The 21,645-nt window shown below is 68.0% G+C and carries 17 protein-coding genes and 1 tRNA gene; 6 read left to right on the forward strand and 12 right to left on the reverse strand.

Features of this window, described 5'->3' with window-relative positions:
• Positions 1–141: 141 nt before the first annotated feature.
• On the reverse strand, positions 142–4,191 hold the full coding sequence (gene hrpA / locus A2G96_RS15150) for an ATP-dependent RNA helicase HrpA (RefSeq protein ID WP_062800575.1): 4,050 nt from the start codon (positions 4,189–4,191) through the stop codon (positions 142–144).
• Between the two features lie 23 nt (positions 4,192–4,214).
• On the opposite strand from hrpA, the gene argA reads away from it, so the two are divergent.
• On the forward strand, positions 4,215–5,687 hold the full coding sequence (gene argA, locus A2G96_RS15155) for an amino-acid N-acetyltransferase (protein ID WP_062800577.1): 1,473 nt from the start codon (positions 4,215–4,217) through the stop codon (positions 5,685–5,687).
• Between the two features lie 98 nt (positions 5,688–5,785).
• Positions 5,786–6,058 carry an oxidative damage protection protein gene (locus tag A2G96_RS15160; protein WP_018007757.1) on the forward strand — a complete coding sequence of 91 codons (273 nt, stop codon included), beginning with the start codon at positions 5,786–5,788 and terminating at the stop codon, positions 6,056–6,058.
• A gap of 83 nt (positions 6,059–6,141) precedes the next feature.
• On the opposite strand, the gene rpiA is transcribed toward A2G96_RS15160, so the two are convergent.
• Entirely contained in the window at positions 6,142–6,828 is a 687-nt protein-coding gene (rpiA, locus tag A2G96_RS15165; RefSeq protein ID WP_062800579.1) for a ribose-5-phosphate isomerase RpiA, read from the reverse strand.
• Positions 6,829–6,999: 171 nt separating this feature from the next.
• Between rpiA and tal the strand changes: the two genes are divergently transcribed.
• Complete coding sequence (gene tal / locus A2G96_RS15170; RefSeq protein ID WP_062800581.1) at positions 7,000–7,959, forward strand: transaldolase; 960 nt, start codon at positions 7,000–7,002, stop codon at positions 7,957–7,959.
• 33 nt (positions 7,960–7,992) lie between these two features.
• Here the strand turns inward: tal and A2G96_RS15175 are convergent, their stop codons facing one another.
• From A2G96_RS15175 to rnr, 3 genes are all read right to left on the reverse strand, one after another.
• On the reverse strand, positions 7,993–8,760 hold the full coding sequence (locus A2G96_RS15175) for an SIR2 family NAD-dependent protein deacylase (protein WP_062800583.1): 768 nt from the start codon (positions 8,758–8,760) through the stop codon (positions 7,993–7,995).
• 4 nt (positions 8,761–8,764) lie between these two features.
• Positions 8,765–9,508, reverse strand: coding sequence for a 23S rRNA (guanosine(2251)-2'-O)-methyltransferase RlmB (gene rlmB / locus A2G96_RS15180; protein ID WP_012353149.1), 744 nt, complete (start codon positions 9,506–9,508; stop codon positions 8,765–8,767).
• Positions 9,509–9,586: 78 nt separating this feature from the next.
• On the reverse strand, positions 9,587–12,181 hold the full coding sequence (rnr, locus tag A2G96_RS15185) for a ribonuclease R (RefSeq protein WP_062800585.1): 2,595 nt from the start codon (positions 12,179–12,181) through the stop codon (positions 9,587–9,589).
• Between the two features lie 70 nt (positions 12,182–12,251).
• Between rnr and A2G96_RS15190 the strand changes: the two genes are divergently transcribed.
• The 3 genes from A2G96_RS15190 to A2G96_RS15200 all read left to right on the forward strand — a co-directional run bounded on the left by A2G96_RS15190 (position 12,252) and on the right by A2G96_RS15200 (position 13,791).
• A tRNA-Leu gene (locus A2G96_RS15190) sits at positions 12,252–12,338 on the forward strand.
• Between the two features lie 343 nt (positions 12,339–12,681).
• Positions 12,682–13,116 carry an Rrf2 family transcriptional regulator gene (locus A2G96_RS15195; RefSeq protein WP_062800587.1) on the forward strand — a complete coding sequence of 145 codons (435 nt, stop codon included), beginning with the start codon at positions 12,682–12,684 and terminating at the stop codon, positions 13,114–13,116.
• 63 nt (positions 13,117–13,179) lie between these two features.
• The gene (locus A2G96_RS15200; protein ID WP_062800589.1) at positions 13,180–13,791 is read left to right on the forward strand and encodes an NAD(P)-dependent oxidoreductase; all 612 of its coding nucleotides are present in this window, start codon (positions 13,180–13,182) and stop codon (positions 13,789–13,791) included.
• A gap of 23 nt (positions 13,792–13,814) precedes the next feature.
• Here A2G96_RS15200 and A2G96_RS15205 read toward each other — a convergent pair whose 3' ends face one another.
• From A2G96_RS15205 to hfq, 7 genes are all read right to left on the reverse strand, one after another.
• The gene (locus A2G96_RS15205) at positions 13,815–14,384 is read right to left on the reverse strand and encodes a phosphoribosyltransferase (protein ID WP_062800591.1); all 570 of its coding nucleotides are present in this window, start codon (positions 14,382–14,384) and stop codon (positions 13,815–13,817) included.
• Positions 14,385–14,510: 126 nt separating this feature from the next.
• Positions 14,511–15,851: an adenylosuccinate synthase gene (locus tag A2G96_RS15210; protein ID WP_062800594.1), complete on the reverse strand. Its 1,341-nt coding sequence runs from the start codon at positions 15,849–15,851 to the stop codon at positions 14,511–14,513.
• Positions 15,852–15,936: 85 nt separating this feature from the next.
• Positions 15,937–17,088 (reverse strand): ATP phosphoribosyltransferase regulatory subunit, encoded by a 1,152-nt coding sequence (locus A2G96_RS15215; RefSeq protein ID WP_062800596.1) that lies wholly within the window; start codon positions 17,086–17,088, stop codon positions 15,937–15,939.
• Positions 17,089–17,273: 185 nt separating this feature from the next.
• Positions 17,274–18,182 (reverse strand): protease modulator HflC, encoded by a 909-nt coding sequence (gene hflC, locus A2G96_RS15220; protein ID WP_062800598.1) that lies wholly within the window; start codon positions 18,180–18,182, stop codon positions 17,274–17,276.
• Positions 18,183–18,192: 10 nt separating this feature from the next.
• Positions 18,193–19,551, reverse strand: coding sequence for an FtsH protease activity modulator HflK (gene hflK / locus A2G96_RS15225; RefSeq protein ID WP_062800600.1), 1,359 nt, complete (start codon positions 19,549–19,551; stop codon positions 18,193–18,195).
• A 174-nt stretch (positions 19,552–19,725) separates the two neighbouring features.
• Positions 19,726–20,985, reverse strand: coding sequence for a GTPase HflX (hflX, locus tag A2G96_RS15230; RefSeq protein ID WP_062800602.1), 1,260 nt, complete (start codon positions 20,983–20,985; stop codon positions 19,726–19,728).
• 228 nt (positions 20,986–21,213) lie between these two features.
• Positions 21,214–21,453, reverse strand: coding sequence for an RNA chaperone Hfq (gene hfq / locus A2G96_RS15235; RefSeq protein ID WP_012353158.1), 240 nt, complete (start codon positions 21,451–21,453; stop codon positions 21,214–21,216).
• Between the last annotated feature and the right edge of the window lie 192 nt (positions 21,454–21,645).

The following is a 21,645-nucleotide window of genomic DNA, read 5'->3' on the forward strand; positions in this document are numbered from 1 at the left end:
AAGACCCGCTACCAGAAGAACTGAATCGGCGATTCTAACGTTTGGCCGGCTAATTCCGCTGACGTCGCGGCTGGCGGCGGACAAGAATTTGGCAGATTGTTGCGCCGGCACGACCATTTACCGACATGCCGGCGCGCGGCCTCAGCGCTGCATCGATTCCCACACCTTCTGCAGCCGCTTGACCGACATCGGCACCGGCGTGCGCAGCTCCTGGGCGAACAGCGCGATGCGCAGCTCTTCCAGCATCCAGCGGAATTCCTCCAGCCGCGCATCCTCGCCGCCGCGGCCCTGGGTGCGCAACTGCTTCTCGGCCCGCTGCCACTGCTGCACCAGCGGCGCCATCTCCTGCATGCGCTGGCTGTCGCGGGCCGGATCGCCCTTGAGCTTGTCGACGCGCATGGCGATGCCCTTCAGGTAGCGCGGGAAATGCACCAGCTGCGTGTACGGGGTTTCGTCGATAAAGCGCTTGCCCATCAGCCGGCCGAGCTGGGCCTCCATGTCCGCATAGGCGCCGGGGAACGGCTTGGCCTGCAGCAGCTTGCGCGGCAGCCCGGCGTATTCGGCCAGGATCGCGCCCGCCAGCCGCGCGATTTCCTGCGCCAGCAGCGACAGCCGGGTCCGCCCTTCGTCCTTGCGGGCATTGAATTCGGCGTCGTTGCGCGGCAGCGGCGCCTGCATGCAGGCGCGCTCCAGCGCCAGCATCACGATCTGCTCGCGCAGCATCTCCTGCGTGCCCAGCGTCATGTACTGCATCGCCATCTGCTGCAGCCCGGGGATGTTCTTCTCGATGAACTTGACCTGCTCGCGCAGCTGCAGCGCGAACAGCCGGCGCAAACCCAGGTGGTGGATGCGGGCCGCTTCCTGCGGATCGTCGAAGACTTCGACGTCGCAGTGCGTGCCGCGATCGACCAGCGCCGGATAGCCGAACAGGGTCTGGCTGCCCTTGCGGATCTCGAGCAGCTCCGGCAGCTCGCCGAAGCTCCAGCCGGTCAGTCCCTCATACTTGCCAGGCTCCGCCGCGGCCAGCGCAGGCGCCTGTTCCGTTGCCTGCCCCGGGGCCTGGGCGGCGGCGGCCTGGGCCGCGGCCTGCGCCGCCACTCGCTGGAACGACTGCTGCGCCTGTCCGCCCAGCTCGGCGCGCAGCTGGGCCAGGTTGCGGCCCATGTCGAGCTGGCGCCCGTGCTCGTCGATCACCTTGAAGTTCATCGCGTGGTGCGCGGGCAGCGTTTCCAGCTTGAAGTCGGCACGCCGCACCATGGTGCCGGTCTGCTCGCGGATATCTGCGATCAGCACGTCCAGCAGCTCGCCTTCGCCAAACGGCTGGCGCGCGACGAAGCCGGCGGCATAGTCCGGCAGCGGCACGCAGTGGCGGCGCAGCTTCTGCGGCAGCGACTTGAGCAGCAGGTGCACCTTTTCCTTGATCATGCCCGGCACCAGCCAGTCGGCGCGTTCGGGGCGCACCTGGTTGAGCGCGTACAGCGGCACGGTCAGGGTCACGCCGTCGCGGTGGCTGCCGGGCTCGAAGTGGTAGGTCAGGCCCATGTCCACGCCGGCCACGGCCATGGTCTTGGGAAACAGGTCGGTGGTGATGCCGGCGGCCTCGTGCCGCATCAGCTCGTCGCGGTTCAGGTACAGCAGCTTGCGGTCGTGCGCGCTCTCGGCCTGGTACCACTGCTCGAACGCGGCCTGCTGGCAGATGTCGGCGGGAATCGCGCGGTCGTAGAAGGCGTAGATCAGCTCGTCGTCGACCAGCACGTCCTGGCGCCGCGACTTGTGCTCCAGGTTCTCGATCTCGCGCACCAGGCGCTGGTTGTGCGCAAAGAACGGCAGGCGCGTGTCGAACTCGCCCTCGACCAGCGCGCGGCGGATAAACAGCTCGCGCGCCTCGCGCGGGTTCATCGGGCCGTAGTGCACGCGGCGGTGCTGGTAGACCACCAGCCCGTACAGCGTGGCGCGCTCCAGCGCCAGTACCTGGCCGGCCTTCTTCTCCCAGTGCGGATCGCTCCAGCTGACCTTGAGCAGGTGGCGGCCCACCTGCTCGAGCCATTCGGGCTCGACGCGTGCCAGCGTGCGCGCGAACAGCCGGCTGGTCTCGACCAGCTCGGCGGCGACCACCCAGCGCCCGACCTTGCGCGCGATCAGCGAGCCCGGCCACAGGTGGAACTTGATGCCGCGCGCGCCCAGGTATTCGCGGCCCTTGCCGTCGCCGTCCTCGATGCGGCAGCCGACGTTGCCGAGCAGGCCGGTCAGCAGCGCCTTGTGCACCTGCTCGTAGGTCGGCTCGCTGTCGTTCAGGCGCCAGCCCTGCTCGGTCACCGTGGTCAGCAGCTGGGAATGCACGTCGCGCCATTCGCGCAGCCGCAGGTGCGACAGGAAGTGCGCGCGGCACTGGTCCTGCAGCTGGCGGTTGGACTTCTTGTGCGCGACCGCGTCCTCGAACCACTTCCACAGCCGGACCCAGCCCAGGAACTCGGACTTCTCGTCCATGAACTTGCGATGGGCCTGGTCGGCGGCTTCCTGCGCTTCCTGCGGGCGCTCGCGCGGGTCCTGCACCGACAGCGCGCTGGCGATGATCAGCACCTCGCGCAGGCACTGGTGCTCGCGCGCGGCCAGGATCATGCGCGCCACACGCGGGTCGAGCGGCAGCTTGGCCAGCTGGCGGCCGGTGCCGGTCAGCTGGTTGGCGTCGTCGACCGCGCCCAGCTCCTGCAGCAGCTGGTAGCCGTCGGCGACCGCGCGGCCCAGCGGCGGCTCGATGAACGGGAACGACTCGATATCGGTCAGCCGCAGCGCCTTCATGCGCAGGATCACCGCGGCCAGCGACGAGCGCAGGATTTCAGGGTCGGTAAAGCGCGGCCGGCCGGTGAAGTCGGATTCTTCGTACAGCCGGATGCAAACCCCGTTGGCGACCCGGCCGCAGCGGCCGGCGCGCTGGTTGGCGGCGGCCTGCGAAATCGCCTCGACCTGCAGCTGCTCGACCTTGTTGCGGTACGAATAGCGCTTGACGCGCGCCAGCCCGGTGTCGACCACGTAGCGAATGCCCGGCACCGTCAGCGAGGTTTCGGCGACGTTGGTCGCCAGCACGATGCGCCGGGCATTCGATGGCTTGAACACCCGCTCCTGCTCCTGCACCGACAGCCGCGCGAACAGCGGCAGGATCTCGGTATGCGGCGGGTGGTGCTTGCGCAGCGCCTCGGCGGCCTCGCGGATCTCGCGCTCGCCGGGCAGGAACACCAGCACGTCGCCGGGGCCGGCGCGGCACAGTTCGTCGACGGCATCGACGATGCCGTCGTACAGGTCGCGCTCGCGCGCCTGCGGGCTGCGCGGCGCGCCGGCTGCGGGCGCGTCGTCGGCGATCGGGCGGTAGCGCACCTCCACCGGGTACAGCCGGCCGCTGACCTCGATCACCGGCGCCGGCTTGTCGCCCGTGGCGAAATGCCGGGCAAAGCGCTGCGCGTCGATGGTGGCCGAGGTGATGATCACCTTCAGGTCTGGCCGCTTGGGCAGGATCTGGCGCAGGTAGCCGATCAGGAAGTCGATGTTGAGGCTGCGCTCGTGCGCCTCGTCGATGATCAGCGTGTCGTAGGCGCGCAGCAGCGGGTCGTTCTGGGTTTCGGCGAGCAGGATGCCGTCGGTCATCAGCTTGACCGACGCGCCCGACGACATGGTGTCGTTGAAGCGCACCTGGTAGCCCACGTGCTCGCCCAATGGCGTGCCCAGTTCCTGCGCGATGCGCTTGGCGGTCGAGGTCGCGGCGATGCGGCGCGGCTGGGTGTGGCCGATCAGCCCCCCGCCCTCGCGGCCGGGACCGCGCCCGATCGACAGGCAGATCTTGGGCAGCTGCGTGGTCTTGCCCGAACCGGTCTCGCCGGAAACGATCACCACCTGGTTGGCCAGCAGCGCCGCGGCGATCTCGTCGCGGCGCGCCGATACCGGCAGGGCTTCGGGGAAGGTGATCGGCGGCAGCGGGTTGACCGGGCGCGGTGGCCGCGGCGGGCGCGCGGCGCGTGGCTGACGCTGGCCGTCCTCGGCGGCAGGCCGCGCACCGGCCGGCCTGGCCGGGCCGGGCCGCTGCGGCCGGGCCGTGCCGGGCGCCGGGCGGGACTGGGTGGAGGAGGCAGGCTGGCCGGCACCGGCGCGCTGGCGCGGCGACACCGGTGGTTTGGGCTTGACGGGGCGTTGTTCTGACATTGGCCGGGATTATAATCCGCGGCATGAACGCCAGAACCGACGCGCCGCAGACGGCGCCTGCCTCCGCTCCCGCTGCACCGACGGCCCCGGCCGCGCCGGCGCAGGCGGAGCCCCCCGCCGCGGCCGAGCTCCCCGCCCCCGCCCCGACCTCCCCCGTGCCGGTCACGGCCGATCCCGATCGCAGCGGTCCCGACCACCAGCAGTTCGTCGACTGGCTGCGCATGGTGGCGCCGTATATCCATGCCTTCCGCGGCAAGACCTTCGTGATCGCCTTCGCCGGCGAGCTGGTCAAGGCGGGCGTGCTGAACGCGCTGGTCAACGATGTCGCGCTGCTGCACGCGATGGGCATGCAGATCGTGCTGGTGCACGGCTCGCGTCCGCAGGTGGAAGAGCAGCTGGCGCTGCGCCATGTCGAGTCGCAGTTCGTCGACGGCGTGCGCGTCACCGACAACGCCGCGCTCGAATGCGCCAAGGAAGCCGCCGGCGAACTGCGCCTGGACATCGAGGCCGCGTTCAGCCAGGGCCTGCCCAACACGCCGATGGCCGGCGCCCAGCTGTCGGTGATCTCCGGCAACTTCGTCACCGCGCGCCCGGTCGGCATCGTCCACGGTACCGACTACCAGCACACCGGGCTGGTGCGCAAGATCGACGCCGAATCGGTGCGCATGTCGCTGTCGCACGGCAAGGTGGTGCTGCTGTCGCCGCTGGGCTTCTCGCCCACCGGCCAGGCCTTCAACCTGTCGATGGAAGACGTGGCCAGCGCCACCGCCACCGCGCTCAAGGCCGACAAGCTGATCTTCATTACCGAGGTGCCGGGCGTGCCCGACCCGGTCGGCAAGATGATGCAGGAAATGTCGCTGCGCACCGCGGTGGAACGGCTGCAGAACAACCACCTGCCGCCCGACGTCGCCAATTACCTGCAGCACCTGGTCAAGGCGCTCAAGGGCGGCGTGCCGCGCGCGCACCTGATCCCCTACTCGCTCGACGGCGCAGTGCTGCTGGAACTGTTCCTGCACGACGGCGTCGGCACCATGCTGTCCGACACCGACCTGGAAAGCCTGCGCGAGGCCACGCTCGACGACGTCGGCGGCATCGTGCAGCTGATCGCACCGCTGGAGCAGGACGGCACGCTGGTGCCGCGCGGGCGCCACCTGATCGAGCGCGATATCGCCAATTTCTCGGTGATCGAGCACGACGGCGTGCTGTTCGGCTGTGCCGCGCTGTACGACTATCCGCGCGAGAACATGGGCGAGATGGCGTGCCTGACGGTATCGCCCGAGGCCCAGGGCACCGGCGACGGCGAGCGCCTGCTCAAGCGCATCGAGCGTCGCGCGCGCGCGCTCGGGCTGGAGCGGCTGTTCGTGCTCACCACCCGCACCGAGCACTGGTTCCTCAAGCGCGGCTTCGTCCACGCCACGGTCGACGACCTGCCCGAAGACAAGCGCAAGCTCTACAACTGGCAGCGCAAGTCGATGGTGCTGATGAAAAAGCTGTGACGGCGTAGGGGCAATCGCCGCCGCGCCGCGGCCCGCCGCCCCGCTTGGCTACAATAGCGCCAGCGCCGAAGCTCTCACGAACATACCAAGGAGTCCCCATGGCCCGCACGGTCCATTGCATCAAGCTGAACAAGGAAGCCGAAGGTCTCGACTTCCCGCCGCTGCCCGGCGAACTGGGCAAGAAGATCTGGCAGAACGTGTCCAAGGAAGCCTGGGCCGGCTGGCTCAAGCACCAGACCATGCTGATCAACGAAAACCGCCTGAACATGGCCGATGCGCGTGCGCGCCAGTACCTGCTCAAGCAGACCGAAAAGTACTTCTTCGGCGAAGGCGCCGACCAGGCCCAGGGCTACGTGCCGCCGCAGTCCTGATCCGGATCTTGGGATCATGAAAAATGGGGTGCCCGAGGCACCCCATTTTGCTTGGTGGCGCGCGCGGGCGCCGGGCCGTGCGTTCAGTAGTCCGTGCGCTGCACGCCTTCGCCGGTGCCGAGCAGCAGCACGTCGGCGCCGCGCAGCGCGAACAGGCCCACCGTGACCACGCCGGGCACCTGGTTGACGGTCTGCTCCAGGCCGCGCGGATCGTCGATCTTCAGGCCGGACACGTCGAGGATCACATTGCCGTTGTCGGTCTTGTAGATGCCGCCCTCCTTGGTCATGCGCAGGCGCGGCTGGCCGCCCAGCGCCTGCAGCTTGCGCGCCACCGCGGCACGTGCCATCGGCACCACCTCGACCGGCAGCGGGAAGGTGCCCATGGTCTGGACCAGCTTGCTGCCGTCGGCGATGCAGACAAAGCGCCTGGCCACCGAGGCGACGATCTTCTCGCGCGTCAGCGCCCCGCCGCCGCCCTTGACCATGGCGCCGCTGGCATCGATCTCGTCGGCGCCGTCGACATACACCGGGATCTCGTCGACCTCGTTCAGGTCCAGCACCTTGAAGCCGTGCTGCTGCAGGCGCCGCGTCGAAGCCTCGGAGCTCGACACCGCACCCGCGAAGCGCTCCTTGAACGCCGCCACGGCGTCGATGAAGAGGTTGGCGGTGGAGCCGGTGCCCACGCCGAGCACGGCTCCTTCGGGCACTTCCTGCTTCACGTAGTCGGCGGCGGCTTGCGCGACCAGCGCCTTGAGTTCATCCTGAGTCATGACAACAGCCAGATTGCGTTGGGGGAAAAGGCGTAGTGTAGCGGATTGCCGCGGCGCGACGCGCGAGTGGCGGCGATCGCGCAGGTACAATGGACCGCACCGGTGCCGCACGCGCCCCTTACAGCCCGCGCACGCTTTTTTTCAGACGCTCAAGCAGACGACCTAGCGACCATGAACCAGCTCGAACAACTCAGGCAGTTCACCACGGTGGTGGCCGATACCGGCGACTTCCAGCTGATGAAGCAGTACACGCCGCAGGACGCGACCACCAACCCGTCGCTGATCCTGAAGGCGGTGCAGAAACCCGAATACCGCCACCTGCTGGAGCGCGCGGTGCAGGACCACCACGGCAACGGCGGCGTCGATGCGGTCATGGACGAAGTGCTGATCGCGTTCGGCTGCGAGATCCTGGCGATCGTGCCGGGCCGCGTTTCGACCGAGGTCGATGCGCGCCTGTCGTTCGACACCACCGCCACGGTCAACAAGGCGCGCCACCTGATCCAGCTGTACGAGCAGCGCGGCATCGCGCGCGAGCGCGTGCTGATCAAGATCGCCTCGACCTGGGAAGGCATCCGCGCCGCCGAGATCCTGCAGCGCGACGGCATCCGCTGCAACATGACGCTGCTGTTCTCGCTGGTGCAGGCGGTCGCCTGCGCCGAAGCTGGCGCGCAGCTGATCTCGCCGTTCGTCGGCCGCATCTTCGACTGGTACAAGAAGCAGGCCGGCGAGCAATGGGACGCGGCCGCCAACGGCGGCGATAACGATCCGGGCGTGCGCTCGGTGCGCCAGATCTACGACTACTACAAGAAATTCGGCTATGCCACCGAGGTGATGGGCGCCAGCTTCCGCAGCACCGCGCAGATCCTGTCGCTGGCCGGCTGCGACCTGCTGACCATCAGCCCCGAGCTGCTCGAGCAGCTCGCCGGCGGCGAGGGCCAGGTGGCGCACAAGCTGTCGGTGGACCAGGCCCAGGCGGCCAATATCGCCCGCATCACCGCGGACGAGCCGTCGTTCCGCTGGCAGCTCAACGAAGACGCGATGGCGACGGAAAAGCTGGCCGAAGGCATCCGCCTGTTCGCGGCGGATGCGGTCAAGCTCGAGAGGCTGATCGCCGGGCTGGCGCAGCAATAAGCACTGCGGCGCGCCAGCGCGCTTCTCCTCGCTTCAGCCGGCCGATGGCGCCGGCTGCGGCCACAGCCGCGGCAGGCAGGCGCCGGCCGCTGCCGACAGCACGATGTCCGCGGTCTGGTCCAGCGCCGACGGCTGCGGATTGACCACGATCACCGGCGCGCCATGATCGCGCGCCACGCCCGGCAGCCCCGCCGCCGGGTACACCAGCCCTGAGGTGCCGACCACCAGGCACAGGTCGCAGTTCTGCGCCGCATGCTCGGCGCGGTAGCGCGCCACGCGCGGCAGGTCTTCGCCGAACCACACCACGCCCGGCCGCATCAGCGCGCCGCACAGGTTGCAGCGCGGCGGCATGCCGGGCAGCGCGGTGGCCTCGCTGCAGCGGCCGCAGCCATCCAGCCACTTGTTGGCGAACAGGTTGCCGTGCAGCTCGATCACGCCTGTGCTGCCGGCGCGCTGATGCAGGCCGTCGACGTTCTGCGTCACCAGCGTAACGGGTTTCTGCGCGGCCAGCGCCACCAGCGCATGGTGCGCCGGGTTGGGATGTACCGCCGCCACCAGTTCGCGCCGGTGCTGGTACCACTGCCACACCAGCGCCGGCTGGCGGCGGTAGGCCGCTTCGCTGGCCAGGTCTTCCGGATCGAACTGTTCCCACAGCCCGGTCATGGCGTCGCGGAAGGTCGGCACGCCGGACTCGGCGGAAATGCCGGCGCCGGTCAGCACGAAGATATTGCTGGCGCCGTCGATCAGCCGACGCGCTTCCGCGAGCCCCGGCAGTGCCGGCAGACTGGAATCGTCGGCCATGGCCTCAGCGCGGCAGGCGCCGCTGGCGCACGGCCTCGTACAGGCACACGCCGCTGGCCACCGACACGTTCAGGCTTTCCACGCCGCCCGCCATCGGGATGCCGACCAGCTCGTCGCAGGTCTCGCGCGTCAGGCGGCGCATGCCCTCGCCTTCGGCGCCCATCACGATCGCGGTCGGCCCCTTGAAATCGATGTCGTACAGCGACTTCTCGGTGCCGTCGGCGGTGCCGATCACCCAGATGCCGCGCTCCTGCAGTTCGCGCAGGGTGCGGGCCAGGTTGGTCACGGTGATATAGGGCACGGTCTCGGCCGCGCCGCTGGCGACCTTGGCCACGGTGGCGTTCAGGCCGACGCTGCGGTCCTTGGGCGCGATCACGGCGTGCGCGCCGGCACCGTCGGCGACGCGCAGGCAGGCGCCCAGGTTGTGCGGGTCGGTGACGCCGTCCAGCACCAGCAGCAGCGGCGTGCCTTCGATGCCGTCGAGCAGCTCGTCCAGGTTCAGCGCCAGCGCCACGTCCTCGGCACGCGCCACCACGCCCTGGTGGCGGTCGGTGCCGGCCATGCCGCGCAGGCGCTCGGCATCGACCGGATGCAGGCGCACGCCCAGGCTTTCGGCCAGGCGCACGAAGTCCTGCATGCGCCGGTCGCGGCGGGCGGATTCGATGTAGATATCGGACACGCCCTTGGGATCTTGCCGCAGGCGCGCGGTCACGGCGTGAAAGCCGATCAGGAGTTTTTGTTTAGCCATGGGCGCGATTGTACCCGCCCGGCCGCCGTCCCCGCGCGGGCGGGGACGGCAACCTGACGGCAATCCGGCGCCGCTGCGCTAGTGCTTGCGCGGCGTGCGCTTGGCGGCGGTCTTGCCCGCGGTCTTGGCCGGGCGCGCCTTGGAGGCCGGCTTGCGCGGCTTTTCCAGGTGCGCGGGCTTGGGCTTGGCGGCGCGCTTGCCCGGCTTGCCGGTCTTCAGATGCGGCTTGAGCGGCGTGATCACCGCCTCGAACACCGGTTGCTCTTCGATCACCCGGTCCAGGGTTTCGTCGAACGACTCTTCGGGCTTGGACGAGCCGCCCAGCAGCGCCGCCAGCTGGCGGCCCTTCTTGCGCGCCGGCACCGCGTGAGCGGCCGGCACGCGCGGCTGGGTCTCCGCCCCGGTAACACGCGCGCGCAGCGTTTTCGCCGACGGCTCCTGCACCAGGCGGAAATCGATCTTGCGCGCATCCAGGTCAACGCGCGACACCTGCACGCGCACGCGGTCGGTAAGCCGGTAGCGGATGCCGGTGCGCTCGCCGCGCAGCTCGTTGCGGGCCTCGTCGTACTGGAAGTAGTCGCTGCCCAGCTCGGTCACGTGGACCAGGCCCTCCACGTACAGCTCGTCGAGCTGCACGAAGATGCCGAACGAGGTCACGGCGCTGACGGTGCCGGCATAGTCGCTGCCCAGCTTGTCGCGCATGAAGTAGCACTTGAGCCAGGCCTCGACATCGCGCGAGGCCTCGTCGGCGCGGCGCTCGTTGGCCGAGCAGTGCAGGCCCAGCTCGTCCCAGATGGCCTCGTTGCGGCGCGCGCGCGCCGCGGCCAGTTCGGCCTTCTGTTCGGCGTCCTTGGCCTGCAGCCTGCGCGCCTTCGGCGAGATCGCGGTATTCAGCTCGGTGCCGTGGGCAAAGGCCGGCTGGTACTTGGTGTGCGCCAGCACCGCCTTGATCGCGCGGTGCACCAGCAGGTCGGGATAGCGGCGGATCGGGCTGGTGAAGTGCGCGTAGGCCTCGTACGCCAGGCCGAAGTGGCCGATATTGTCGGGGCTGTACACCGCCTGCTGCATCGAGCGCAGCAGCATGGTCTGCAGCATCGGCGCATCCGGGCGGGACTTGATCTTGTCCATCACCTCGGCGTAGTCAGATGCCTGCGGCTTGTCGCCGCCGCCCAGCGACAGGCCGGCGGTACGCAGGAAATCGCGCAGGTTCTTCAGCTTCTCGTCGCTGGGGCCGGCATGGATGCGGTACAGCGCCGGATGCTTGAAGCGCTCGAGGAAATCGGCCGCGCACACGTTGGCGGTCAGCATGCATTCCTCGATCAGGCGGTGCGCATCGTTGCGCGTGCGCGGCAGGATCTGCTCGATCTTGCCCTGCGCATTGCAGACGATATAGGTCTCGGTGGTGTCGAAGTCGATCGCGCCGCGCGCGCGCCGCGCCTTGAGCAGGACCTGGAACAGTTCGTACAGGTTCTGCAGGTGCGGCACCAGCTCGGCGCGCTTGTGCGCCTCGGGGCCCTTGGTGTTGGACAGCACCGCCCAGACCTCGTTGTAGGTCAGCCGCGCCGTCGAGTGCATCACCGCCGGATAGAACTGGTAGCCCTTGAGCTCGCCCTTGGCGGTGATCACGGCATCGCACACCATGCACAGCCGGTCGACGTGCGGATTGAGCGAGCACAGCCCGTTCGACAGCTTCTCCGGCAGCATCGGGATCACGCGCCGCGGGAAATACACCGAGGTGGCGCGGTCGAGCGCGTCGGCATCGAGCGGCGTGCCCGGACGCACGTAGTGCGACACGTCGGCGATCGCCACGATCAGGCGCCAGCCCTTGGCGCGGCCGATCTTGACCGGCTCGCAATAGACCGCGTCGTCGAAGTCGCGCGCGTCTTCGCCGTCGATCGTGACCAGCGGGATGTCGCGCAGGTCGATGCGGTGGTCCAGGTCGGCCTGGCGCACCTCGTCGGGCAGCCCCGCGGCTTCCTGGGCGGCGGCCGGAGAGAACTGGTGCGGCACGCCGTACTTGCGCACCGCGATCTCGATCTCCATGCCGGGATCGTCGATCTCGCCGAGCACTTCCACCACGCGGCCCACCGGCTGCACATAGCGGTCGGGGAATTCGGTCAGCTCGACGCTGACCACCTGCCCCACGCGCGCCTTGCCCTGCGCCTTGGGCGGGATCAGGATGTCCTGGCTGATGCGCTTGTCCTCGGGCGCGACCACCAGCACGCCGCCCTCGCTGAGCAGGCGGCCGATGACATAGCGGTTGGCGCGCTCGATGATCTCGACGATCTGGCCCTCGGGGCGCCCGCGCCGGTCGTAGCCCACCACGCGCACCTGCGCGCGGTCGTTGTGCATGGCCTTCTGCAGCTCGCGCTCGGGCAGGAAGATATCGTCCTCGCCGTCGTCGCGGATCAGGAAGCCGAAGCCGTCGCGGTGGCCCTGCACCCGGCCGGTGACGAAGTTGGGCTGGTGCGCCAGCTCATAGCGGCCCTTGCGGTTGAGTTCGATCTGGCCGTCGCGCTCCATCGCGGCCAGGCGCTTCTGGAAGCCGTCATGCTCCTTGCGCGTGACCGCCAGCGCCTTGGCGATATCGCCTGCCGACTGGGGGGATCCCGACGTTCTCAGCACGCCCAGGATTTCTTCCCGGCTGGGGATCGGATAGTTATTCTGATTCAATTTTTTCTGGAAACTATTTGACAAAATTCTCGCGCTCTCTATAATGAGCGCTTCGGTTGTTTCGACACCTGCCCAGGTGGCGGAATTGGTAGACGCACTAGGTTCAGGTCCTAGCGGTGGCAACACTGTGGAGGTTCGAGTCCTCTCCTGGGCACCAAGTTACCGGAAAACCCGCAGCGCTTTCGAGCCCTGCGGGTTTTTTGTTTTTGACGCCTGTTTCGCGCATCTGATCCGGCAACTTGCACTCCTTGCTTGGCGGCACTGCCGCGATGTCATAACTGCGAGCGTACGGGTTTTTGCCCGTCCGTGAAACCGCGCACCGTACCCCGCGCGGCAGCCGCACTACAAGGTTACGGCAATGTCGGGGAGTGTAACAGCTTCAGTGGCGATTCCGGCATTCAGGCGGCCACTGCAAACCATTTCCCCGCGAGCGCTCTCTCCCCACGCTTGACGACACCTTCAATGTGTAACTATCATGGTTTCACATTGCACCCGACACCATGAGCACAAGCAGCCGGTTTGCCGTAGCCGTCCATATCCTCACCCTGCTGGCCAGTTCCGCCGAACCGGTGCCGTCGTCGCTGATTGCCGGCAGCGTCGGCACCAACCCGGCGTTGATCCGGCGCCTGGTTGGCCAGTTGGCTGAAGCAGGCCTGGTGACGACCACCATGGGCAGCGCTGGTGGCGCCACGCTGGCTCGTCCGGCCGCGTCGATCACGCTGCTGGAGGTATTCCGCGTGGTCGAAACCACCGCGCTGATCGCGCTGCACCAGAGTGCGCCCAATCCGGCCTGCATGGTCGGGCGCGAGATCACCGGTGCGCTGCGCAAGGTCGCCGACCGCGCGCAGGCGGCGATGGACGAAATCCTGGCCGGCATCACCATCGCCAGCATGCTTGCCGATGTCGAGCGCGGCAGCCAGCGCCGGAAGCGCTGATTTTTTTATCCCGATGTGTAACCACATCAGTTTCATATCCACTGACTCAACCAAGGAGTGACCATGAAGATCGCCATCATTGGAGCCAGCGGCCGCGTTGGCACGCGCCTGACCGACGAAGCCGTGCGCCGCGGCCACCAGGTGACCGCCATCGCGCGCCAGGCCAGCCGATTGCCGGCGCGCGCGGGCGTGACCAGCAAGGATGTGGATGCGACCGACAGCGCGGCGCTGAGCGCCGCCCTCGCCGGCCATGATGTCGTCATCAGCACCGCGCGCTTCGCGCAGCTGAACGCGCAGCAGGTGACCACGGCGGTGCGCCAGGCAGGCGTGCCGCGGCTGCTGGTGGTGGGCGGTGCCGGCAGCCTCCACATCGGGCCGGGCGTGCAGCTGGTCGATACTCCCGACTTTCCCGATGCCTACAAGGCCGAGGCGCTGGCCGGCCGCGACTTCCTGAACGCGCTGCGCGGCGAGCCGCAGATCGACTGGACCTTCCTGTCGCCGTCGGCGCTGTTCGAGCCGGGCGAGCGCACCGGCAAATTCCGCATCGGCAAGGAAGACCTGCTGAGCGATGCAGCAGGCAAGAGCTGGATCTCGATGGAAGACTATGCCATCGCGATGCTCGATGAAATCGAGCAGCCGGCGCACTCGCGCCAGCGCTTCACGGTGGGCTACTGAGCCGGGCGCGCTCAGGCGCGGGCTCAGTCGCGGGCGCCGTCGTCGAGCAGGCTGGCACGCTTGCCGCGCTTGAGCCACGCAGCGAGGTTGTGCGGGCGCAGCGTGTCGTACTCTTCGAACGGCTGGTGGATCCAGGGGTTCGACTCGAGGAAGGTGACGTGATAGTCCGGCTCCACCTTGGAGCAGGCCTTGTACCACAGCACCGCCGAGCGAACCTCCGTCACCGCCGGATAGCGTTCCTTGAGGTGGCGGCCGACGCGCTCGAGCGTGATGCCCGAGTCCACCAGGTCGTCGACCAGCAGGATCTTGCCGCTCAGCTCGCCGCGGGTCATGGTGATGTACTGCGCGATGTCGAGCTCGCCCTGCTGCGTGCCGGCGGCCTCGCGGTAGCTGCTGGTCGCCAGGATCGCCAGCGGCACGTCGAAGATGCGCGACATCTGGTCGCCCACGCGCAGCCCGCCGCGCGCGAGGCACAGGATCTTGTCGAACTTCCAGCCCGACTCATGCACGTTCAGCGACAGGCGTGCGATCAGGCGATGGTATTCGTCCCAGGAGACCCACAGGTTCTCGTCATCGTTGGTAGGCAGGTTCATCGTTTTACTCGTGATATCGTCCGGTCGGTTGACCGATATGGCTCGGCCCGCTTGCGCGGGCCGATTTATTTTCTGGCGGGCCGCGGCGCTCGTGGCGCGGCGGCCCTGCGGGTAGTGCGCAGGCGCTCAGGCCTTGTACGGATGGCGCAGCAGGATGGTCTCGTCGCGGTCGGGGCCGGTCGAGATCATGTCGATCGGGATGCCGACCACTTCTTCCACGCGCTTCAGGTAGACCCGGGCCTGCTCGGGCAGTGCGTCCCACGTCTTCACGCCGAAGGTGGACTCGTTCCAGCCCGGGAATTCCTCGTAGACCGGCTCGCAGCGCGCCACGGCATCCGAGCCGCGCGGCAGGATGTCGACGGTGTTGCCGTCGAGCGTGTAGCCGACGCACAGCTTGATGCTTTCGAGGCCGTCGAGCACATCCAGCTTGGTCATGCACAGGCCCGACACGCCGTTGATCTGCACCGAGCGCTTGAGCGCGGCCGCATCGAGCCAGCCGGTGCGGCGCGGACGGCCGGTGACCGAGCCGAATTCCTTGCCGACATTGGCCAGGCGCACGCCCACCGCATCCTGGCGCGAGGGGTTGTCGTTGTCGTACAGCTCGCTCGGGAACGGGCCGGCACCGACGCGGGTGCAGTAGGCCTTGGTGATGCCGAGGATGTAGTTCAGGCGGCCCGGGCCCACGCCCGCGCCGGCCGCGGCGGCACCGGCCACGCAGTTGCTCGAGGTCACGAACGGATATGTGCCGTGGTCGACGTCGAGCAGCGTGCCCTGCGCGCCTTCGAACATCAGGTTGCCGCCGGCGGCGTTGACCGCGTACAGCTCGGCCGAGACATCGGCGACCATCGGTGCCAGGCGCGGCGCGTAGGCCAGCGCCTCGTCCAGGGTCTGCTGGAAGTCCACCGCTTCGGCGCCCAGGTACTGGGTCAGCATGAAGTTGTGGAAGTCCAGGTTCTCGCGCAGGCGTTCGGCGAACTGCTGCGGGTCGAACAGGTCCTGCACGCGCAGCGCGCGGCGTGCCACCTTGTCTTCATAGGCCGGGCCGATGCCGCGGCCGGTGGTTCCGATCTTGGCGGCGCCGCGGCGCGCTTCGCGCGCCTTGTCGATGGCGACGTGGTACGGCAGGATCAGCGTGGCCGCTTCGGAAATGCGCAGGCGGCTCTGCACCTGCAGGCCGGCGCCTTCGAGTTCTTCGATTTCACGGAACAAAGCTTCGGGCGACAGCACCACACCGTTGCCGATGTAGCAGACCGTGCCTTCGCGCATGATGCCCGAGGGGATCAGCCGGAGAATGGTCTTCTTGCCGCCGATGATCAGCGTGTGGCCAGCGTTGTGGCCACCCTGGAACCGCACCACGCCCTTTGCATGGTCGGTAAGCCAATCGACGATTTTTCCTTTGCCTTCGTCACCCCACTGGGTGCCGATCACGACGACATTGCGTCCCTGGCCTACTGCGGATGCGGACATATTGCTTTGGTCAATAGGTTAAAAACGTATTCTACTCTTGTTGCCGGGCGATTCCGGGTTTTTGGACCGCCGCGGCGTCGATGCGTCAGCGCGGCACCACGGCCCAGCCGGCATCGTTGCGCACCAGTTGCCGGTCGCAATTGAATTCATCCAGCTCATGAGTGTGACCGGGCAGCGACTGGATCACGATTTCGCCCGCGGCGCGCAGCGCGGCGATCGCGGCACGAAGTGCCGGGTCCGCATCCCAAGGCGCGAAAATCGCCAGGGCACGCACCTCGACGGGTGACAGCGCCGCCACTTCACGCAGGTCCAGCGAAAAACCGGTCGCCGGACGCGCGCGGCCAAAGGCCTCGCCGACCTTGTCGTAGCGGCCGCCCCGGGCCACGTAGTTTGGCAGGCCCGCCACATAGGCCGCGAACATCACGCCGCTGTGGTAGTGGTAGCCGCGCAGGTCGGACAAGTCGATATTGACGCTGGCGCCGCGCACCTGCACCGCCAGCGCCGCCAGTTCATCGAGCGCGCGGCCGATCGCCGGGCTGGCCGGCAGCGTCGCGCGGGCGCGCTCGATCACCTCGACGCCGCCGTACAACGTCGGCAGCGCCAGCAGCGCGTCGCGCTCGGTCTGCGGCATGCCCGCAGTCAGTTCGCGCAAGGCGGGCACGTCCTTGGTTTCCAGCGCGGCGAACAGCGCGTCCTCGATCTTGCGGATCGACGGCAGGCCGGCCAACAACGCTTCGAGGATGCCGGCATGGCACAGGTCGATACGGATATCCGACAGGCCCGCCGCCGTCAGCGCGGCCAGCATCAGTTCCTGGATCTCGACGTCGGCTTCGAGGCCGGCGTGGCCATAGATCTCGGCGCCAATCTGGATCGGCTCGCGGGTGGCGTGGAAACCGGCCGGGCGCGCGTGCAGCACGTTGCCGGCGTAGCAAAGACGGGTCACGCCGGGACGGTTCAGCAGGTGGGCATCGATGCGCGCCACCTGCGGCGTGATATCGGCGCGCAGCCCCATGGTGCGGCCCGACAGCTGGTCGACCAGCTTGAGCGTGCGCAGGTCGAGGTCATGGCCGGTGCCGGTCAGCAGCGACTCGAGGTACTCCAGCATCGGCGGCATCACCAGCTCGTAGCCGTAGGTGCGGAACAGGTCCAGCATGCGGCGGCGCAGCTCTTCGATCTTGCGCGCTTCCGACGGCAGCACGTCGGCAATATTTTCTGGCAGCAGCCAATGGTTGGACATGGTGAATCTCTTCTCAGTCATTCAGTTGCCTGCGGGCGCAGCGCCCGCAAGGACCGGGCCTCGCCCGGCAAAACCAGATGCGGGCATCGCGCGCCCGCGCCATCACTCCGCAGCGACGGCTCCAGCCGGACAAAACCCCGGCAAGCCGGGGTTTCGTCAATTCGCCACACGGACAAGCGACGGTGCTAGCGCTTGCCTCCGCCGTTGCCCGCGGCCGCGCCCGCGGCGCCGCCGCTGGACCGCATGTAGCGGAAGAACTCGGAATTGGGCTCGAGCACCAGCACGTCGCGCTTGTCGCGGAAGGTATTGCGGTAGGCCTCCATGCTGCGCCAGAACTGCGCGAACTGCGGATCGCGGCCAAACGCCTCGCCGTAGATCTGCGACGCCTTGGCATCGCCCTCGCCCTTGATCATCTGCGCATCGCGATAGGCCTGGGCCAGCACCACTTCGCGCTGGCGGTCGGCGTCGGCGCGGATCTTCTCGCCCTCGGCGGCGCCGGTGGAGCGCAGTTCGTTGGCCACGCGCTTGCGCTCGGCCTCCATGCGGCGATACACCGATTCGCTGATGGCGGGCAGCAGGTCGACGCGCTTCAGGCGCACGTCGAGGATCTCGACGCCGACCGACTTGGCGTACTCGCTCATGCCGTTGCGGATGGCCTGCATCACCTGCTCGCGCTCGCCGGCGACCACGTCGGCGACGGTGCGCTTGCCGAATTCTTCACGTGCCACCGAGTCGATGCGCTGCGTCATGCGGTCCTGCGCGCCGCGCAGGTTGCCGCCGAACGCGACGAAGAACTTGCGCGGATCGGTGATGCGCCATTTGACGAACCAGTCCACCACCATGCTCTTCTTCTCGGCAGTCAGGAAGCGCTCGTTGGCGGCGACGTCGATGGTCTGCAGGCGGCGGTCCATGAACACCACGTTCTGGAACGGCGGCGGCAGCTTGAAGTGCAGGCCCGGCTCACGCACCACTTCCTTGATCTGGCCGAAGGCGAACACCACGGCGTACTGGCGCTGGTCGACCACGAACAGCATGGACGAGACCACGGCCAGCAGGATGAAAAAGCCGATCGCGAAGGAAATCAGTCGGTTCATGACGGTCTCCTCAGCGCGAGTCGCGGTCGCGGTTGCGCAGCGATTCGCGCGACCGGTTGTCCGTCGAGGCATCCGGCACCGGCGCCGGCGTGCCCGCGGCTCCGGGCTGGCCCGGCTGCGGCGTGGCGCGGCCCTCGGCCTGCGCCATCAGCTTGTCCAGCGGCAGGTAGAGCAGGTTGTTGCCCTGGCGCGCGTCGACCAGCACCTTGGTCGAATTGGTGTAGATCTGCTGCATGGTCTCCAGATAGATACGGTCGCGCGTCACCTGCGGCGCCTTGGCGTATTCCGCCTGCACCGAACGGAAGCGCGACGCATCGCCCTCGGCCTGCGCCACCACGCGGGCGCGGTAGGCTTCGGATTCTTCCTTCAGGCGCGCCGCGGTACCCTTGGCGCGCGGGATGATGTCGTTGGCGTAGGCCTGGCCTTCGCTGATGGCGCGCTCGCGGTCCTGGCTGGCCTTGTTGACGTCGTCGAAGGCCGCCTGCACCTGCTCGGGCGGCTGCACGCTCTGCACGTTCACGGACAGCACGCGGATGCCGGTCTTGTACGCCGACAGGATGGCCTGGATCGACTTGGCCAGCTGCTGCGCGATCTGTTCGCGGTTTTCATACAGCACCGCGTCCATCTTGTTGCGGCCGACGATCTCGCGCACCGAGGTCTCGGCTGCCTGCGTCACCAGCTCTTCATCGCCACCCCGGTCGGTCTTGTTGAAGAACAGGAATTCGCTGGCGTCCTGGATCACGTACTGCACGGTGAAGCGCACGTCGATGATGTTCTCGTCCTGCGTCAGCATCGACGAGTCTTTCAGGTTGCTGTCCTTGATCGAGGTGGAGCGGCCGACCTCGACCGAGCGCACCGCCGACAGGTTGACCACCTCGGCCGACTGGATCGGCCAGGGCATGCGCCAGTTGATGCCGGGGCCGGCGGAGTACTTGAACTTGCCAAACTGCAGGATCACCGCGGTCTGGCCTTCCTGCACCATGAAGAAGCCGCTGGCCAGCCAGATGCCCACCACCGCGGCCACGATCACGCCGGCGCCGAGGCCCGAGCCCTTGCCCGAAGTGCGCGGGCCGCCGAAGCCCTGGTTGCCGTTGCCGCCGTTGTCCTTGCGGCCGAGCAGGCCGTTCAGGCGGCGGTTGAAGTCGCGCCACAGTTCGTCCAGGTCCGGCGGGCCGCCATCCTGCTGCGGACGCTGGTTCTGCTGGCGGTTGTCGTCGCGGCCGTCCTTCTTGTCATCGTCCTGCCCATCCCGACCCCAGCGCGGATCGTTCAGCGAGAAGATGGCGCGCAGGCGCTGCCAGCCCGCGCGCAGCGCGAGGCGGCCGCCTGGTGTCAGGCTCGAATCAGCATTCCGGGGAAACTGGGGCATGAAGTGCACGGGTCCGGGGAAGTTTGTAACAGGGGGATTCTAGCAGTCATCGGCGCCACTTTTGGCCAATTCGCGCAATCCCCGCGGCAACCGCACCGGAATTGGGCAGAACCGGCACCGAGGCGGCACCAAAGCGGCCTGTGCGGCGGCCAGCCTCTTGGCTGGCTACCGCGCCTACAGCCGGCGCGGGTCCGCCGCATCGGCGTCGTCGCCCGCCACGCCGTCGTCGAGGCCATCGTCGAGGCCATCGGCGGCGTCATCGGACTGCGCCACTCCATCCAGGCGCGGATCATAGGGTTGCGGTTCGGGCGGTCGGCTGGCCAGCCATTGCGCCACCTCGACCACGGCCTCGCGCAGCGCGTCCAGGCCCAGCCCCTCGCGCGCGCTCAGGAACACGCGGGTGGGGATGCCGTCGGCATCGCGCTCGATGCGCGGGCCGTCGCCCAGCAGTTCGGGCGCGGCGTCGATCTTGTTCATCACCACGATCTGCGGGATGTCGAGCGCATTGATTTCGGCCAGCACCCGGTTGACCTGCTCGATCTGCTCGTGGCGCACCGGGCTCGAGGCATCGACCACATGCAGCAGCAGGTCGGCATGCACGGTCTCGTCCAGCGTGGCACGGAACGCCGCCACCAGCTGCGTGGGAAGGTCGCGGATAAAGCCGACCGTGTCCGACAGCACCACGTTGCCCAGGCCATCGAGGAACAGCCGGCGCGAGGTGGTATCGAGGGTGGCGAAGAGCTGGTTGGCCGCATACGCGCCGGCCTTGGTCAGCGCGTTGAACAGCGTCGACTTGCCCGCGTTGGTATAGCCCACCAGCGAGATGCTGAGGGTGTCGTTGCGCGCGCGCGCACGCCGCTGGGTGCTGTGCTGGCGCTGCAGCCGCGACAGATCGGACTTGAGCCGCTTGGCGCGCTCGTCCAGCATGCGGCGGTCCAGTTCGAGCTGGCGCTCGCCGGGACCACCGCGCATGCCGATACCGCCCTTCTGCCGCTCCAGGTGGCTCCACGCGCGGACCAGCCGCGACGCGCGGTACTGCACCTGCGCCAGCTCCACCTGCACCTTGCCGACATGGCTCTGCGCGCGCTGCCCGAAGATATCGAGGATCAGGCCGGTGCGGTCGATCACGTGGCGCTGCAGGAAGCGCTCCAGGTTGCGCTGCTGCGCGGGGCTCAGCGCATGGTTGAACACCACCACGTCGGCGTCCAGCGCATCGGCGGCCTCCTTCAGCTCCTCGGCCTTGCCCGAGCCGATGAACAGGGCCGGATCCGGCCGCGAGCGGCGGCCCGTCAGCGTATGCACCGGCAACGAGCCGGCGGTGGTGGTCAGCAGCGCCAGTTCGCTGAGGCTTTCCTGGAAGTCATGCTTGCCGAAGTCGACGCCGACGAGGATGGCGCGCGAAGGGGCGGTATTGGAGGTGGCTCTGGGGTCCAAGGGCGGGCGCGAATGCGCAGGGAAATTCGGGTTCAGGGGAAGGGATGGCGGATCTCGGACACTGTCCCGGCCCCTGCCGGGACAGGCCGCCGCATGATGCGGAACGTGGCGGCGGGCGCATTGGCGAGCGCCGGGCCACGCGGCACCGGGTGCGTCGGCACGCCGGCGCCGGGCATCGCGGCGGCGCCGCCTGGCGCCCGTACGATGCCCTGGGGCAGATCGGTCAGATCAGGCCTCGGCGGAATCATCCACACGGAAATTGACCGCGCGTGCCGGCACGACGGTGGAAATCGCATGCTTGTAGACCATCTGGGTCACGGTGTTGCGCAGCAGGACGACATACTGGTCGAACGATTCGATATTGCCTTGCAGCTTGATGCCATTGACGAGATAGATGGAAACCGGCACGTGCTCTTTGCGCAGCGCGTTCAGGAACGGGTCTTGTAGCAGTTGCCCTTTGTTGCTCATGGCACACTCCAAATTTATAGGTTTAGTGGTGAATGATGGGGATGGAAATCCCCGGTTCAAGTCAGGCGGCGCAAAAAGGCGCCATAAAAAAGATCAAAACGGTACCAAGTTGGCGTCAATGCGCAGGGAACCCCCTGCTACCGTGAATTTAGCCGCAGTTCCAAACGAACGCAAACGAAAACTGGCGCCGCC

Source organism: Cupriavidus nantongensis (assembly GCF_001598055.1).
In the GTDB taxonomy this organism is placed as follows: Bacteria; Pseudomonadota; Gammaproteobacteria; order Burkholderiales; family Burkholderiaceae; genus Cupriavidus; species Cupriavidus nantongensis.